The sequence below is a fragment of the Enterobacter sp. MGH 33 genome (assembly GCF_000534535.1).
In the GTDB taxonomy this organism is placed as follows: domain Bacteria; phylum Pseudomonadota; class Gammaproteobacteria; order Enterobacterales; family Enterobacteriaceae; genus Enterobacter; species Enterobacter hormaechei_C.
In genome coordinates this window covers 3,114,646-3,129,947 of the sequence record NZ_KI973212.1, presented here as the reverse complement: position 1 = coordinate 3,129,947, position 15,302 = coordinate 3,114,646, and the positions used below count along the sequence as shown (strand labels likewise).

At 53.6% G+C, this 15,302-nt stretch carries 22 protein-coding genes and 1 pseudogene; 21 read left to right on the top strand and 2 right to left on the bottom strand.

The features are described from left to right. Positions 1 to 27: 27 nt before the first annotated feature. Positions 28 to 351, bottom strand: a complete 324-nt coding sequence (locus tag L379_RS09400; RefSeq protein ID WP_032654104.1) for a hypothetical protein — start codon at positions 349 to 351, stop codon at positions 28 to 30. A 495-nt stretch (positions 352 to 846) separates the two neighbouring features. After that, on the bottom strand, positions 847 to 1,227 hold the full coding sequence (locus L379_RS0124155) for a helix-turn-helix domain-containing protein (protein ID WP_369797642.1): 381 nt from the start codon (positions 1,225 to 1,227) through the stop codon (positions 847 to 849). Positions 1,228 to 1,313: 86 nt separating this feature from the next. Here L379_RS0124155 and L379_RS09405 point away from each other — a divergent pair, with 86 nt between their 5' ends. From L379_RS09405 to L379_RS09500, 21 genes and pseudogenes are all read left to right on the top strand, one after another. Further along, complete coding sequence (locus tag L379_RS09405) at positions 1,314 to 1,508, top strand: Cro/CI family transcriptional regulator (RefSeq protein ID WP_032654100.1); 195 nt, start codon at positions 1,314 to 1,316, stop codon at positions 1,506 to 1,508. Positions 1,509 to 1,572: 64 nt separating this feature from the next. Beyond that, the gene (locus L379_RS09410; RefSeq protein ID WP_032654098.1) at positions 1,573 to 2,019 is read left to right on the top strand and encodes a toxin YdaT family protein; all 447 of its coding nucleotides are present in this window, start codon (positions 1,573 to 1,575) and stop codon (positions 2,017 to 2,019) included. A 21-nt stretch (positions 2,020 to 2,040) separates the two neighbouring features. Beyond that, the gene (locus L379_RS09415; protein WP_032654096.1) at positions 2,041 to 2,265 is read left to right on the top strand and encodes a hypothetical protein; all 225 of its coding nucleotides are present in this window, start codon (positions 2,041 to 2,043) and stop codon (positions 2,263 to 2,265) included. A 2-nt stretch (positions 2,266 to 2,267) separates the two neighbouring features. After that, positions 2,268 to 3,257 carry a helix-turn-helix domain-containing protein gene (locus L379_RS09420; protein WP_032654093.1) on the top strand — a complete coding sequence of 330 codons (990 nt, stop codon included), beginning with the start codon at positions 2,268 to 2,270 and terminating at the stop codon, positions 3,255 to 3,257. Then, a complete protein-coding gene (locus tag L379_RS09425) occupies positions 3,254 to 4,642 on the top strand; it encodes a replicative DNA helicase (RefSeq protein WP_032654090.1) in 1,389 nt (462 codons plus the stop codon). The genes L379_RS09420 and L379_RS09425 overlap by 4 nt, the downstream gene beginning before the upstream one ends. A 41-nt stretch (positions 4,643 to 4,683) precedes the next feature. Further along, the gene (locus L379_RS09430) at positions 4,684 to 5,361 is read left to right on the top strand and encodes a hypothetical protein (RefSeq protein WP_032654088.1); all 678 of its coding nucleotides are present in this window, start codon (positions 4,684 to 4,686) and stop codon (positions 5,359 to 5,361) included. A 3-nt stretch (positions 5,362 to 5,364) separates the two neighbouring features. Next, positions 5,365 to 5,601 (top strand): hypothetical protein, encoded by a 237-nt coding sequence (locus L379_RS09435; protein WP_032654084.1) that lies wholly within the window; start codon positions 5,365 to 5,367, stop codon positions 5,599 to 5,601. A gap of 110 nt (positions 5,602 to 5,711) precedes the next feature. Then, positions 5,712 to 5,981: pseudogene (locus tag L379_RS09440) on the top strand (DNA cytosine methyltransferase); the annotation flags it as partial. Beyond that, a complete protein-coding gene (locus L379_RS09445) occupies positions 5,981 to 6,319 on the top strand; it encodes a hypothetical protein (protein WP_032654082.1) in 339 nt (112 codons plus the stop codon). The pseudogene L379_RS09440 and the gene L379_RS09445, both read left to right, overlap by 1 nt. A gap of 176 nt (positions 6,320 to 6,495) precedes the next feature. Beyond that, positions 6,496 to 6,687, top strand: a complete 192-nt coding sequence (locus L379_RS09450) for a hypothetical protein (RefSeq protein WP_032654080.1) — start codon at positions 6,496 to 6,498, stop codon at positions 6,685 to 6,687. 68 nt (positions 6,688 to 6,755) lie between these two features. Beyond that, a complete protein-coding gene (locus L379_RS09455; protein ID WP_032654077.1) occupies positions 6,756 to 7,352 on the top strand; it encodes a DUF1367 family protein in 597 nt (198 codons plus the stop codon). A gap of 11 nt (positions 7,353 to 7,363) precedes the next feature. Further along, positions 7,364 to 7,666, top strand: coding sequence for a Ref family recombination enhancement nuclease (locus L379_RS0124150; protein ID WP_032654074.1), 303 nt, complete (start codon positions 7,364 to 7,366; stop codon positions 7,664 to 7,666). Positions 7,667 to 7,821: 155 nt separating this feature from the next. Further along, positions 7,822 to 8,112 (top strand): hypothetical protein, encoded by a 291-nt coding sequence (locus L379_RS09460; protein WP_017384458.1) that lies wholly within the window; start codon positions 7,822 to 7,824, stop codon positions 8,110 to 8,112. Positions 8,113 to 8,148: 36 nt separating this feature from the next. Beyond that, complete coding sequence (locus L379_RS09465) at positions 8,149 to 8,634, top strand: hypothetical protein (protein WP_032654072.1); 486 nt, start codon at positions 8,149 to 8,151, stop codon at positions 8,632 to 8,634. 12 nt (positions 8,635 to 8,646) lie between these two features. Beyond that, positions 8,647 to 8,877: a hypothetical protein gene (locus L379_RS09470; protein ID WP_015571350.1), complete on the top strand. Its 231-nt coding sequence runs from the start codon at positions 8,647 to 8,649 to the stop codon at positions 8,875 to 8,877. A 3-nt stretch (positions 8,878 to 8,880) separates the two neighbouring features. Next, entirely contained in the window at positions 8,881 to 10,506 is a 1,626-nt protein-coding gene (locus L379_RS09475; protein ID WP_032654070.1) for a portal protein, read from the top strand. Further along, a complete protein-coding gene (locus L379_RS09480) occupies positions 10,503 to 10,736 on the top strand; it encodes a Bbp19 family protein (protein WP_001619031.1) in 234 nt (77 codons plus the stop codon). Before L379_RS09475 ends, L379_RS09480 begins: the two co-directional genes overlap by 4 nt. Beyond that, a complete protein-coding gene (locus tag L379_RS09485; protein ID WP_032654066.1) occupies positions 10,723 to 11,559 on the top strand; it encodes a hypothetical protein in 837 nt (278 codons plus the stop codon). Before L379_RS09480 ends, L379_RS09485 begins: the two co-directional genes overlap by 14 nt. 219 nt (positions 11,560 to 11,778) lie before the next feature. After that, positions 11,779 to 12,690 (top strand): phage capsid protein, encoded by a 912-nt coding sequence (locus tag L379_RS09490; protein WP_032654063.1) that lies wholly within the window; start codon positions 11,779 to 11,781, stop codon positions 12,688 to 12,690. 57 nt (positions 12,691 to 12,747) lie between these two features. Beyond that, a complete protein-coding gene (locus L379_RS09495; RefSeq protein WP_032654060.1) occupies positions 12,748 to 13,311 on the top strand; it encodes a phage connector family protein in 564 nt (187 codons plus the stop codon). Between the two features lies 1 nt (position 13,312). Continuing rightward, positions 13,313 to 15,301 (top strand): phage tail protein, encoded by a 1,989-nt coding sequence (locus L379_RS09500; protein ID WP_032654058.1) that lies wholly within the window; start codon positions 13,313 to 13,315, stop codon positions 15,299 to 15,301. Position 15,302 lies beyond the last annotated feature (1 nt).

Genomic DNA, 15,302 nt, shown 5'->3' with positions numbered 1-15,302 from the left:
GTTACTGGCGCGGGTCAGGCGCCGTTATCAGAACGGGATATCACTTTCCTGGATTGTTGAATGGTCGATGCACAGCAGTTGCTGGATCTTGTCTTCTATGAAAGCGACACGCTGGTGAGCCTGATCGACAATCGACGCCTTTTCTTTCTGGAGGCGTTCGACTTGTTTACCGATGATATCTATCGGTTCCGGCTGGTTTATCTCAAGGCAAACAGTGCGCGTTTCCAGCAGCACGTAAAGATCCGGATAGTTTTGTGACATGTCACAGGTATGAACCAGATAGAGTGCCGGAACGTGGGGGTTAGCAGATACGTGGATGTACAGTGTTACTTGCAGGGGTAGCGCTTCCATAGCGGCTCCTTACTGATGTATAATTCGAGCCGATCAGCGGCTCATGTCGTTGGTCTTTCCTCGGTATAGGGTTGGTCCCCTGTACCACCTCCGGGCGGTTTGGTCACTGTCCCGGGTAAAGAAGCCCACTTCGGTGGGTTTTTTTACATCTTGTGCCCGTCTTTCCGGGCTGTCAGGGCTGGTCATGCCCGTTGGTCTTTCCTCGTATTCATTGCCGTGAAAAAAAGTGCCCCTCATGGAGACGAGGCAAAGACTACACACAGCAATTTTGGATTCGTTGCGGTCTTTCCCGCATGTCATCGTACTGGCGGCGACCCGCGAATTTGGTGCCTGTCTTTCCAGACTGTCAGAACGTTTTTCTGAACAACTGCCGCGTGGTTAGTGCGTCGTTGATGTGATGTAATTTAGATAAATCTAACAACTAGGTCAATGTGGAAATTAGATAAATTGAACAGTATGGGCGCAAAAAAACGCATCCATATGATTAGGAAGGAATTATTTTTGTTTGCGTGCTTGCAGTAACTCTTCAAATAAACGATTGAAACCGTCTACTTTTTCACGAAGTTCCGTTAAATGTCGCTCTTTTTCAGATTCTGGGAGTGAAGAAAAGAGGTTTAAAAGCTCTGTTTCTCGTTCATCTAACGGTGGCGGGGTGTCTACCGGGGTTCCTGGGGTGGCAGCTTCATCGCCGTAAAGTATCCAGGTAGGGCTGCATTGAAGTGCGTTACTTAAAGCGAATAAGTTTTTTCCGCCAGGCTCACTATCGCCAGTTTCCCACTGGGAGATAGTGACGTGCGCGACGTTAACCAGCTTCGCTAAAGCGCGCTGAGTAAGTTTGAGATCTTTTCTACGCGCTCTGATGCGCTCACCTGGCATTGTCATAGTTAGATAATTCTAAATTCCCTTGACTTCGTTATCTCGAACACCTAATTTGTTAGAAAAATCTAACAGGAGGGTGTTTCATGTTAACAACTGATGCGATCAAATATTTTGGCAGTAAGAGAAAACTGGCTGAGGCCGCTGGCGTTAAGGCTCCTACTGTCTATGCGTGGGGGCGTTTGGTTCCTGAAGGTAAAGCGGCTCGTTTGTCTCTGATGACTGATGGCGAACTTGTTTATGACCCAAAGGCTTACCAATTGTCAGCAAAATCAGCTTAACAGTTGTCGGCATCGAAATCTGATTACGCATAATCAATTTTCAGCGACAGGAGACGCGAAGGAAGTGGAAAACCTCGAAGAACTGAAACGGGAGATATTCAACTGGGCAGTAGAGCGCGGGCAGGAACATGTTGCCATCGAAATCACGCGCATGTGGTTTCGATTGGGTGGTAACACCAGCACGGTAAAGCTTCACCAGATGGAAGATCCAATGGGTAACGCCGACTGGCGGGCCATAAACAACAATCGCCAGCAAATTTTTCGCTGGTTACGTGGCGACACCAAAGCGGCAAGAGCCAAAACAAGAGCGCTGGCAAAGGCGATGGAAGCTGCATTGCCCGCAGAACGATACGCGCAGCTGGGAATGACTACTCAGCATTTGATATGCGTAGCGATACGCGAGTTTGCCGCGGCGATCATAGCGCTACTGCTGGATGCCAGGGATAGACCGCAGAAGATAGCCCAGGCATTACAAGCCATCCAGGAAACACAGCGCCTGACCAGCGTTTAACTGTGCCGAGGAAAGACCAACATGCTTAATTCAATTGACCGCATTACCTGGCGGAACGGCTTCCGTTTGAATGGCGCACCGGCTGTCATGGAAGACATCGAAGATATTTTCGAAGGTCGCCGTGCAGCTGCGTTATCTATCTGGGCGCAGTATGAAAAACTGAAAGAAGAACTCCGTGAAATGGAACTGTCACCTGAGGAGTATCAGGCGGCATGTCGTCAAATCGCTGAAACATTGGGGATCTGATTATGAGTATGACCCTGATGGCCCGTGCGATGGCAATTAAAACCGGAAACCCAATCCGCAAACTAGTGCTGATCAAACTGGCTGATAATGCCAATGACAGCGGTGAATGCTGGCCGTCTTACAAACATATCGCTGAACATTGCGAGTGCAGCAAGAGCGCTGTTCGTGATCACATCGATGCGCTGATCGCTATGGGCTTGCTGGTGAAAGAAAACCGCCCTGGCGTCAAAAATGGCAAGGGTAATGCGTCGAATCTGTATTACATGAAACTCGATAACCCTATGCCGCCAAAAAGCATAGCCCCTATGCCGTCAAAAAGCACAGGTGTGCCGCCAGAAAGCACACCCCCTATGCCGTGTGGCGGCACCAGAACCAGTCACTCTTTTGAACCAGTCAATGAACCTAAAGATCCCCCTAACCCCCAAATGGGGGAGAGCGAGGAAATTATTCTCGCTGACGCGAAAAAAGCGCTCGAGTTTTATAACGACTGCACCGGTACCCGTTGCCGTGACGTTAAACCATTTGTGCTGATGCTGACGCCAACCCAAACTCGTGAAGGTTACACCCTGGCCGAGTTGCAGTTGGTTATCCGCTGGGTTCTGGCTACATGGCATCGCCGCGGCTCTGGCGCGCCGAAGCCAGCAAATATCTGCCGGGTGAACCGGTTCGACGGTTATCTCGCTGACGCTGAGGCCTGGGCCACCACAGAGGCGAGTATTGATCCGGTTGCGGTTGTTGATGCCTACAACGAGATTTTCGCTGACGTACTTCCTGCTGCGACCCTTGACGCTGATCGCCGCCAGAAAATTACGCGGCTTGCGGCTCACATGATGAATAAAACCACTGGTGCGTTTCTGGGGTACCTGGAAAAGTTCCGCAATACCGCGCCAGATTTTTACTTTGGGGGTGAGCACCACGACGGCTGGCGCGCCAGTTTTGATTACCTCATGAAACCGGAAACACTGCGTAAAACAAGGGAAGGTGCACTGTGAGTCCTCAGGATCTCGAAGCCTGTGTGCTGGCTGGTCTGCTGAATGGCGGTGCAACGCCAGACGCGTTCGATGTGATCGCCAGCACACCGGAGGAATCATTCAGCATTGGATTCCATCGCCGCGCTTTCAGTGAGATAAAAAAACAGGCACTGGCGAACGGCATGATCGATATGCTTTTCATCAGCGAGGCGCTGGGCGGTTCAAGCCTGGCCGATTTGTCAGAAATTTCCCGCATCCCCGCCACGGTACCAAACCTGAAAGGGTATGCAGGGAAAATGGTCAAAGCATGGCGTAGCCGTGCGCTGGCGAAACTGCTGCAAGATGGGGCTGACGGCATCCGGCAGGCGTCAAACCAGGAACAACGCGATCAGGTGGTCGAGAACGCCGTCGCGCAGCTGCTGGACATGACTGCTGACACTGGCGACATTCAGCCAGTACATATCAACGAGCTTTTGCCTGTTTACATGGATACCGTGCAGAAACGAATGGATGGCGATGAATCGACCCGCAATTTGCTGACGGGCATTTCGGATCTCGATAGCGCCACTGGAGGGATCAACCCTCAAGATCTTATTGTCGTTGCTGGCCGACCGGGAATGGGTAAAACAGAGTTCGCGCTCACTGTGGTGGAAGGTGTAACGGCTAAAGGCGGCGGCGCGCTGATTTTTAGCATGGAAATGGCGGCTACGCAGATCGTTGAGCGCTCTCTGGCTGGCGCCGGAAACCTTTCCGTATCGCGTCTGCGCAACCCGCAGGATATGTATGACGAAGATTGGGCACGCTTAACATCAGCGATGGCCACACTCAACGATCGTGATATCTGGATTGTTGACGCTACCGATCTGACCGTCGAACAAATTCGCGCCATTGCGGAAACGCACAAACGCCGCCACCCGCATTTAGCGATGATTATGGTTGACTACCTCGGCCTGATAAAAAAACCGAAAGCAGAGCGTAACGATCTCGCTGTCGCGCATATTTCGCGAAACCTCAAAACGATGGCTATGCGCCTGCATACGCCCACTTTCGCGCTGAGCCAGCTATCCCGCGCAGTTGATGCGCGCCCGGCAGCACTGCGCCGCCCAGTGATGTCAGACCTGCGTGATTCCGGCTCTATTGAGCAGGACGCCGACAGCATCCTGTTTCTGTATCGCGACGAGGTTTATAACCCTGAAAGCCCTGCCGCAGGTATTGCTGAGGTCATTCTCGGTAAGTGCCGTTTTGCAGCAGCCGGCACCGTGATTTACCAGGAATTCAAGAACGGCCATTTTTTACCAATCGATCAGCATGTCGGGAAGGAGAAAACCCGTATCCAACTGGAGGCAGCTAAACCCAAAAAACAACAGCGTCGGTATTCCGACAAATACAACACCGAACCGTTTTAACCGCGCCTGACCAGCGCTAATTAACCAGCGAGGAAAGACCAATGACCGATTTATTGTATGCAAAAACTACCAGTGCAGATGATGGTTGTGACTGGGGACCAGTAATCATCTGGCGTATGAATGCTGGCGCGCGCGCCCGAAACCGAGCCTGTTACGTTCCCGCACCACGCCCGATCCAGGTAAACCCTGTTTATCGCGTAGCGAAAACAAAAAAAGCACCTGTGCAAGCCGTTAACACATCAGGGCGCTGGCTCAAAACCCACACCGCGACGGTTATCACTGCTAAAGGCGAGAAAACGGTAAAAATCCGCGAAACTGCCACCGTCTGGATTGCCGGGAGCAAGGAGAATTACGACAAACTTACCGGGCAGCGAGTCGGCGCACCGGGCCGTTGCCGCCTCCTGTTGGAGTCGATCACCCCGATTGTACGCAAAGCAAAATCGGCACCCGAAAAGGCCTCCGGAGAGTTATCAGCACAAAAGCTGGTGGCGCTAATGAAGGGCAAAACGCTGTCTTATCAGGGCATTCTCACTGCGATTAAAAAATATCACCCGGACATCAAAATCACCATTGACCAGTTGCACAAACGTATCTGGGGCATGGTTCAGTCCAAATACGTCGGTATTGAACGTCATGATGATATGCCGGTGACTCACTTCACTCTGAAAAACGTTGATCCACGTTTTTATGCTCATTCCGAAAAGAACGTGAGGGCTTAAGGCATGGCCGGGCAATCGGATTATCTCCCGCCCGGTTTACCGCTCAATCGCGCCAAATGGCCGCAGGAATTTCAACTCAAAGAGCATTACGACATGCGCGCTGCTGCGCTTATTCGCCAGCTCTATGAGAAGAAAACCACACGTTACGCGGTCGTTCAGCAGATTGAGGCAACGCCGGAGAGTCAACGAGAGTTTTTTAGAGAGCGCTTAAATTACTGGCGCGCGCAGAGAGAAGGTTAAAAATGAGAGAAGTTTTGCTGGAAAGTGCATATCGAAGGCTCATTGAATTAGAGAACCTTTTACTCCCGATCGTTCCAGACACTGTGTGGCCTGTTGAGGTAGGGATGGTATATTGTGGCCCGGACAGCACAGGCCTGGTGACGCTGGATGGGGTGGTTTATCGCATAGTCGATATTGGCATGCGCATGCTGCAACCGCATGAGCTATACCGGGCGCAGGGCTTCCCGGAGTGGTACATCATCGACCAGGATTTCCGGGGCGTGAAGTACGCGAAGGATAAGCAGGTGGCACGTTGTGGAAACGCAGTTCCTCCGCCATTCGCTGAAGCGCTGGTGAGGGCCAATTTGCCTGAATTATGTCATCAGAATGAGGCTGCGTAGTGGCTAAATCCGCAACTGAGCGCAAAAAAGCACAGCGGGCACGTCAGGCCAGAGCCGGTAACCGCAAACTGGAGCTTCAGCTCGATACCCAGGAGATTGAAATGCTTGAGCGCAACTGCGCCGCCCGGCGCCCTGGTCGTGCGCCGTATGATATGGCCGAATACGTCGCGCTGCTGATCCGTCAGGATGATGCACGGATACGCAACCGCATTAAGCGTATAAGCGTAAGCAAATGCACTAAATGCGGCGACGCGCTTCCGGTAAAAAGCTGCATCATGTCAGGTGATTCGCAGTGCTGGGTTACAGGTGGCTGGAAAAAGTTCATACTGACAATATGAGTCAGCAAAGCAATGTACGCTACCGCCGGGAACGGCGGTTTTTTCTTTTTAAAACATAGCTATACGGAATTCAATTTTTCACCGCTTTAACGTTTTGTGCTCTTAAAGATTTGCACTTCCTGCCACATGGGAGTATATATACTGTAATTTTATACAGTTGTTTGAGAGGGGGAGGCGTGATTGAGAAAACGGAGGTTGGGGATCATCTTCCCGATAACGGACGCGTACTCGTGACCCTCAGAAATGGCAAGGTTTCTTCCATAAGATTGGCTCATGACGACGAGCATCTTGCTACACTTAAGTCTTTGTTTGAATTGGCTGAATTGTCCGGTTTTACCATTGTTGAAAAGGACAAAATTAAGGTATAATTAAGCTATCGGGCTGAACACCCGATAACCTGTATTTCTGAGCAATTGCTGCGCTAAAGGGGAAACCAATGGCGCAGTATTCTTTTGTAAAATCAGCTGGCGGAGTATTAATCCCGGCAACGCCGGAAGCGCGCGAATTTATCGAAAAAAAATGCCGCATGGGCGCTGTGCTTTACGCCGACTTTAAACAAGCACGTAATCCGGCATTTCATCGCAAATTTTTCGCGCTGCTCAATCTTGGGTTTGATTACTGGCAACCGACAGGCGGTACCATTTCCCCGGCCGATAAAAAACTGGTTCGTGGGTATGTGCAGCTGGTGGCCCATTATGCCGGGCATGAAGAAACACTCCAGGAACTTGCCGATCAGTATCTCCGCGACGAAGCGGAAAAACGAGCCGGAAATATTAGCGCGGTAAAATCGTTTGAGGCTTTCCGTGCTTGGGTAACTATTCAGGCAGGCTTTTACACCGAATACGAAATGCCTGACGGCACCACCCGCAAAGAACCTAAATCCATATCGTTCGCAAAAATGGATGATATCGAATTTTCCCAGCTCTACAAATCCGTTCTCGATGTGCTCTGGAATTTCATCCTGTACCGCACATTCCCGACACAGCAGGCCGCAGAAAACGCAGCCTCGCAATTATTCAGCTACGCCGCGTAAGAAATATCGCCATGACTAACGACGATAAACGCTGGCTGGCCGACGTTGCCTCACTGGGTTGCGTTGTATGCCGAAATCTTGGCTATGGCGCATCACCCGCAGAAATCCATCACATACGCACAGGGCAGGGAATATCCCAGCGTGCAGACCATAAAAAAACATTACCTCTGTGCACACCTCACCACAGAACCGGCGGGCATGGCGTTGCTATCCACGCAGGCCAGAAAACATGGGAAAAAAATTACGGTACCGAAACTGAGTTACTGGATCAGGTGACAATTGAAGTGAGGGAATTACGATTATGCAGAATTTAATTCCACTCTTAAGAGCAGCAGGAAAAACTAAAAAGTATCGTGGCGCCCAGCGTCCGGAAAGAACAATATTCTGTTTTCCTTCTTTTCTCACAACAGAGGCGGGCGATTTTTCCCTTCTCTATGCTCGCGCGCGCGCGCGTTTTGGGGGGTAATCAATGCCGCTGGTTGCCACCTTCAAAACCGACTGGTTCCGGGTCATTACCGACCTGACCAGAAAAAACCTCACGACACAGGAAATTGCCAACGAACTTGGCGTTTCGAAATCTGCCGTTCTGGGCTGGAAGTCAGGATCTGAACCTCGCCACGGTCATGGCGAAGCGCTTATTGCGTTGTGGTGCATGGCGACCAGCTCTGACAGGAAAAAATTACCCACGGTTTTGCATCGTCAGTGGTTCACCTTTCGTAAATCGCGTTTTGGTCGGGAAACTGACCAGGCATGCAAATAACAATGACCGCTCACCATTCATCCGGAGATATCCAAAATGGGTCGACCAAGAAAAAACGTTGAGGTACCAGGGCAGGAAACTGCTGGTACCGATACAACCAATATCGTGGCGGAAGGGCAAATGCTTAATTCTGTCCCTGTTAAACAGACCGTTGCTGATGCCCCAATTACAGCGACTGAGATCCAGACGCTTAACGCAGAAGGCCAGCGCGCAGAGCGGGAGGTTATCCAGAAGCGCGTTGCCAGTCTGCTGGACGATGCCGCACTCGCTGAGCGCAATACTCTGCTGGGTACCATCAACGAGCAGGGCGCGGCCATCATCGCCCGCTTTGAAACGCTGGGTTACACCGACCTGGCTGACCAGCAGCTGACCGACAATCTCGAATTCCTCCAGCTCGTCAAAAAAGCCACTACGGCGGAGCCTGCCGCGCCGCTGGGCTACGTGACGAACGACGAAGGCAAACGCCAGCCGGTTACGGGTAAGCCCGTTCTGACTGAGCACGGCTGGCACGTTCCGGGCTAAGAGGGGATCGTTATGTGTGGAGGTGGAGCACCTAAGGTCGTACAGACCGACCCGCAGGCCGAAGCGGATGCAGCTGCCGATGCAGCGGCAAAAGCGGCAAACGCAGATGCAGCAGCACGCAAGAAGCGCAAGAAAGGCTCGTCCCTTCTCGCCAGTGGCGCAGAGGGTGCAGCCGATTCTGGCAGCTCTCTGCTGTCCTCTGGTGCGCAGGCAGCGCAGCAGAAAAATACTCTGGGGGCGTAACTGATGGATGAACTCGCCGTTAAGCTGATTAAGCGTTCCGACACGCTGAAAGCCAACCGCCAGCAGCATGAAAGCGTCTGGCGCGAGTGCTATGACTACACCTATCCGCTGCGCGGCGCGGGATTCTCTGACGAAGTGCTCGACGCTCAGAGCGCAAAACACAAGGTGGCGAAGCTACTGGACGGCACCGCCACCGACAGCGCCCGCATGCTGGCCTCTGCGCTCATGTCCGGCATGACCCCGGCAAACGCGCAGTGGCTGAACCTCGACAGCGAATCGTTGCCGGACGATGCCAAAGCCTGGTTGTCTGAGTGCGCAACGCTGGTGTGGGAAAATATCCACGCGGCCAACTTCGACGCCGAGGGATACGAGGCGAATCTCGACGTGGTGTGCGCTGGCTGGTTCGTCCTGTACATCGACGAGGACCGTGAAGAGGGCGGCTACACCTTCCAGCAATGGCCGCTAGCGCAGTGCTATGTCACTTCCACCCGCAAGGATGGCATCGTGGACACGATTTACCGCCGCTACCAGCTGACCGCTGAGCAGGCCATCAAAGAATTTGGCGCGGACAAGGTCAGCGAGAAGATCCGCGACGCGGCGAAGAAAAAGCCTGACGATAAATTTGATTTCCTGCACTGCATTTTCCCGCGGGAAACCTACATGGTGGATGCGCGCCTGGCGAAAAACATGCGCTTTGCGTCGTACAACGTCGACGTGAGCAACAAGCAGGTGGTGCGCGAATCCGGCTATCACGAATTCCCGTGCTGCGTGCCGCGCTGGATGAAAATCCCCGGCGGCTCCTACGGTATCGGTCCGGTGTACGACGCACTGCCGGACTGCAAAGAGCTGAACGAAACCAAACGCATGGAGAAAGCTGCGCAGGATCTGGCTATCTCCGGCATGTGGATTGCCGAAGACGACGGCGTACTCAATCCGCGTACGGTCAAGGTCGGCCCGCGTCGCATCATCGTGGCGAACAGCGTCGACAGCATGAAACCTTTGCTGACCGGTGCAGATTTTCAGGTAGCCTTTACCGCAGAAGATCGCCTGCAAGCATCAATCCGCAAAATCATGATGGCCGACCAGCTTCAACCGCAGGACGGTCCAGCCATGACCGCCACCGAGGTGCATGTGCGCGTTGCTCTGATTCGCCAGCTGCTCGGCCCGGTGTACGGCCGGTTCCAGGCTGAATATCTCCAGTTGCTGGTGGCGCGCTGCTTTGGCATCGCTTTCCGCGCTGGCATCTTCTCCCCACCGCCTGAGAGCCTCCAGAACGCCAATTTCAACGTGCGTTACATCTCACCCCTGGCACGCGCGCAGAAGCTGGAAGACGTAACGGCAATCGAACGCCTCGGCGCGAACGTGGCAAACCTGGCGGGCATCAGCCAGGACGTTGTTGACCTCATCGATACCGATGATGCCACGCGCGTTGTGGCTGAAGCTCTCGGCGTTCCGGCTAAAGTAATTCGCTCATCTGATGCTGTGGCAGATCTCCGTGACCAGCGCCAGAAAGCGCAGCAGCAGGCCGCACAGCAGCAACTCATGATGCAGGCTGGCACCGAGGCGGCTGGAGCCGCAGGGCAGACAGCAGGCGCGGCAATAGGGCAACGACTGGCAGGTAACCAATGAGAATAAAACAGGCTACGCCTCAGGACTTTAAGCGCATTTTCGAAGAGATGCCTGGCGGTTCTCAGGTGCTGGAAGAATTAACGCGCCGCTTCGGGCGTGCTGCGTATGTCCCCGGTGGTACTGAGGGCGACCGCGAAACGTGTTACAGGGCAGGGCAGCGATCCGTACTGGATTACATCCTGCGCGAAATCAACAAGGCCGATGGAGTAGAAGACGATGTGGAAGCTTAAACACTTATTCATGAACGCCGAGCAGGGCGCAGAACAGCCAGGCGGCGGTAACGGAGGTAATGAAGATGGCAGCAATAATCCGGGCGCTGGCGAACCTTCTGGTAATTCTCTACTCAGTACCGGTGCTGGTGAGCCGGGCGCGTCTGACTGGTTACCGGAAAAATACCGCGTTATGGGCGAGGACGGAAAACTCAATATTGAGGGCTCTGCCCGCAAACTGGCGGATGCTCACACTTCGCTTGAGAAACGTCTTGGCAGCGTCGGCACGCCGCCGAAAACTGCTGATGAGTATGAGCCTAAGGTAGAAGTCGAGGGCTTCAACTGGGAAGAGTTCAAAGCCGATCCGCGCATGCAGAGCTTCATTAAAACTGCACACGCCAAAGGCATCACCAACGATCAGATGAGCTTCATCCTGGGTGAATACGCACAGCGTGCTCCTGAGCTGGTGGGCGGTGCCGCTGAGCTGGATTCACAGTCTGCCACCACGCAGCTGCGCGAGGTGTGGAAAACCGACGCAGAGTTTAAGCAAAACATCGGCCTGGCTTTCCGAGCGTTTAATTCGCTTGCTGACGATGCTGACAGGGGCCGTATTGACGAGATCGGCAATAACCCGATGGTTATCCGCATGCTGGCTAAAGTCGGCGCTGAAATGCAGGAAGATGCGCCAGCGGGCGGCGATGTCAATCTCGAAGAGCAGCAGACCATTCGCGACCTGATGAAGTCCCCGGCGTACATGGATCCGAAACACGCCGACCATGAGCGCGTATCAGCGAAGGTCAAAGCGTATTACCAGAAGCGTTACGGTGATCAAACAGTAGCGTGACATGTCACAACGATAACGCAAAAAGCCAGCCTGGCCCGCTGGCTTTTTCATTTGGTCGGGATTCCGACCGCGCACCTCGCTAACAATCTCCCCATAACCAGCCCGGCGGGGACGCCGGATACCTGATTTTTCCCGCAGTGCGTAAGCGCCACCCGCATTGTGCAGATTTGGGCCGGGAAACCGATACCCCAGCAGGCGATATTTTCTGGAGTGATTGTTATGTCATTTGATGCCAATAAGAACATGATCACCGCTGCGTTTATCACGCAGTTTCATGATTCTTTCGAAATCGCCGCACAGCAGAAGGATTCCCGCCTTCAGGCAGCGGTAAACGACCGTGGGATGATCACCGGCGAAGCCTTCACCATTAACGATATGGGTACCATCGAAATGACGCAGATCACTACGCGTTTCGGTGACACCGTATGGGACCTGCCAGAAGCCGGCACCCGTAATGCGTTGATGGCGGATTACGCTGTATTCGTTCCTGTTGAAAAACGTGACCTGCGTAAATTGCTGGCCGACCCTCAGGGGCCATACCTTCAACTTACCCTGGCGGCCGCCAACCGTAAAAAAGACGATGTTGTGTATCGTGCACTACTTGATGATGTCATGCGTAAGACATCCAACAATGGTGCGTATGCACCGGTGTCACTGCCTGTGTCGCAGAAAATTGTTGCTGGTGGTACGGGCATGACCAAAGCCAAGCTGATCGCTGCGAAAGCGATGTTCCGCCGTAACGAGTGCGACGAGCAGAACGGTGAAGAGCTGTACATCACCTACAACGCCGACATGCTGACTCAGATCCTCAGTGATACCACCCTGACTTCTGCCGATTTCATGGCGGTGAAAATGCTCCAGGAAGGTGCTGTATCCGGCAACTGGCTCGGCTTTAAGTGGCTGGCTTACGAAAAACTGGATTCTGTGACCGATGGCGATCCGGCAGTCACCACCAAAACCGCAGTCGCCTGGTGTAAATCCGCTGTGCATTTCGGTACCGGTGCTGAGTACAGCGTCGACATCGGTCCACGTCGCGATAAAAACAACACCATTCAGATCTCTGTTGATGCGTCTTATGGTGCTGGCCGCGCCAACGAGAAAAAAGTCGTCGCCATCGATTTTGTTGTTTAAGCCGCTGGTGTGTTTGCCGGGGTACGCCCCCGGCCTTTTTTCATCTGAGGTTCTGCCATGACTTCGAGTGTCTCTATCTGCTCAAACGCTCTTCTGGCGCTGGGTGCTCACCCGATAAATGATTTCGACGAAGACACGGATCATGCCCGTCTTTGCGCCAACCTTTACCCCACAGTCCGCAATAAATTACTCCGCGCACACCCCTGGAACTGCGCGATAAAACGCGTTGTGCTCTCGCCTGTCAGCGCCGCACCTGTCTTTGGGTATGGTTATCAGTTTTCCCTGCCCGGTGATCTGATCCGCGTCCTGTCCGTTGGCGAACCGCGCGACGATATTGATTACCGAATTGAAGGTAGCCGGTTGCTGGCTAACGTAGACGTGATTCGACTGCGTTATATCTTCCGTAACGAGGACGAGTCCACGTGGGATGCCGCGCTGGTGGATGTGGCTGAAATGATGATGCAGTCCAAACTGGCATACGCGGTAACCGGGTCCGCCAGCCTGCGTGACAGCCTGACGCAAGAGGCGGCGTTTTTGCTTAAACAGGCCAAAGCTGTCGACGGTCAGGAAGAACCGCCGGAAGAGCTTGGCGGTTACCCTACCTATGAGTCGAGGTTCTGACATGCGCGCGAACCTCATAAAAACCAATTTCACCGCGGGAGAGGTGTCCCCGCGCCTGATGGGGCGTGTCGATATCGCCCGCTACGCCAACGGTGCGAAGATTATCGAAAACGCTGTAGTGGTCGTGCAGGGCGGCGTTGTCCGCAGACCTGGCACTCGCTTTGGGGCAGCGACCAAATACGGCGATAAAAAATCCCGTCTCATTCCCTACGTATTCAACCGTTCTCAGGCTTACATGCTGGAGTTCGGTGACGGCTACATGCGCATTTTTCAGAACGGCAAGCAGCTGGTCAACGAAGACAACACGCCGTATGAAATCGCTAGCCCCTATACTTCTGACATGCTGCCCGCCGTGAATTATGTCCAGGGCGCTGACACCATGTTTCTGGTTCATCAGTCTGTGAAGCCTCACCGTCTCCAGCGACGCGGCCAGACCGACTGGGTACTTGAGCCTGCACCGTTCATCGTTGAGCCTTTCGACGAGGTACGCGATACACCGCAGAAATGGTGCAAGCCATCCGTCAAAGAGTTCGTGGGCTCTGAAATTACGCTGACCCTGAGCGATGCGGATCCAGGCGATAACGAAACACCACCGTTTACCGGGGCTGGGTGGGTTGCTCAGGATGTCGGTTCTTACGTCCGGATTAACGAAGGGCTGGTGCTGATAAAAAGCATTACCAGTGCGCAGGTTGCTGTCGGTACCATTCGCAGCGATTTAAGCGCAACACAGGCAGCGTCACCCGGTTCGTGGACACGTGAGGATACTGTCTGGACTGACGATTTTGGCTATCCCGGTGCGGTTACGCTTTACCAGCAGCGGCTTGTTCTTGCCGGTTCCCCGAAGTATCCGCAAACAATCTGGTGGAGTGAAACGGGCGTTTATCTGTCCTTTGAGATTGGCACCGAAGATGATGACGCGATCAGCTTCACGTTGTCTTCTGACCAGCTCAACCCGATTGTGCATCTGGCGCAAATGAATACCCTGATTGCGCTGACCTACGGCGGCGAGTTTACGATCACCTCAGGCAACGATGCGGCCATTACTCCGACCAATATTTCGGTGAAAAACCCAAGCCCGTACGGCTGCAACGGGATCCGCCCGGTGCGCGTTGGTACCGAAATCATGTTCGTGCAGCGCGCTGGCCGCAAGCTCTACGCAGTGGCGTATGACCCAGACAGCTTTGTTTCCTATTCCGCCAACGATATGACGGTGCTGGCTGAGCACATCACCGCCGGTGGCGTGCTGGACATGGCCTATCAGCAGCAACCAGATGCATTTATCTGGATGGTCAGAGCGGATGGGGTTGCGGTCACCATGGCTATCGATCGCGCTCAGGACGTTATTGCATGGTCCCGTCAGGTGACTTCCGGCGCGTTTGAGTCGGTGGCTACCATCCCGTCCGATACCGACGATGTGGTCTACGCCATCGTACGTCGTGAGATTAACGGCCAGACAGTTCGTTATGTCGAGGTTTTCGACAGTAAGCTTTATACCGATGCAGCCGTGACGGGCACCAGTAGCGCCGGTTCTGCCACGTGGTCCGGTCTTGCTCATCTTGAGGGGCAGACGGTTGATGTGGTGGCCGATGGCGCCGTTATGCCGCAGTACACTGTTTCCTCTGGTCAAATTACCCTGTCCCGCCCGGCGAAAAGCGTGGAAATTGGTCTGCACTTCGAAAGTACGATCGAAACGCTTTCGCCAGAAGTCCAGACCACAGAGGGTACGACACAGAACGCGAAGAAGCGCACCAGCGAAGTGACGATGCGTTTTCTCGAAACAACTGGTGCGGAGTGCAACGGCCAGGTCATCCCATTCCGCCGGTTCGGACCAAAAATCCTCAACCAGCCCGCACCGCTTTTCACCGGCGATCACTACTGGGGAAAACTCGGCTGGGAGCGGGGGGAAGACACCCTGCTTATTCAGCAGCGCCAGCCGCTGCCATTCCATCTTCTTGCGATTATTTTCACGTTCACCAGTAACGGGGGCTGAC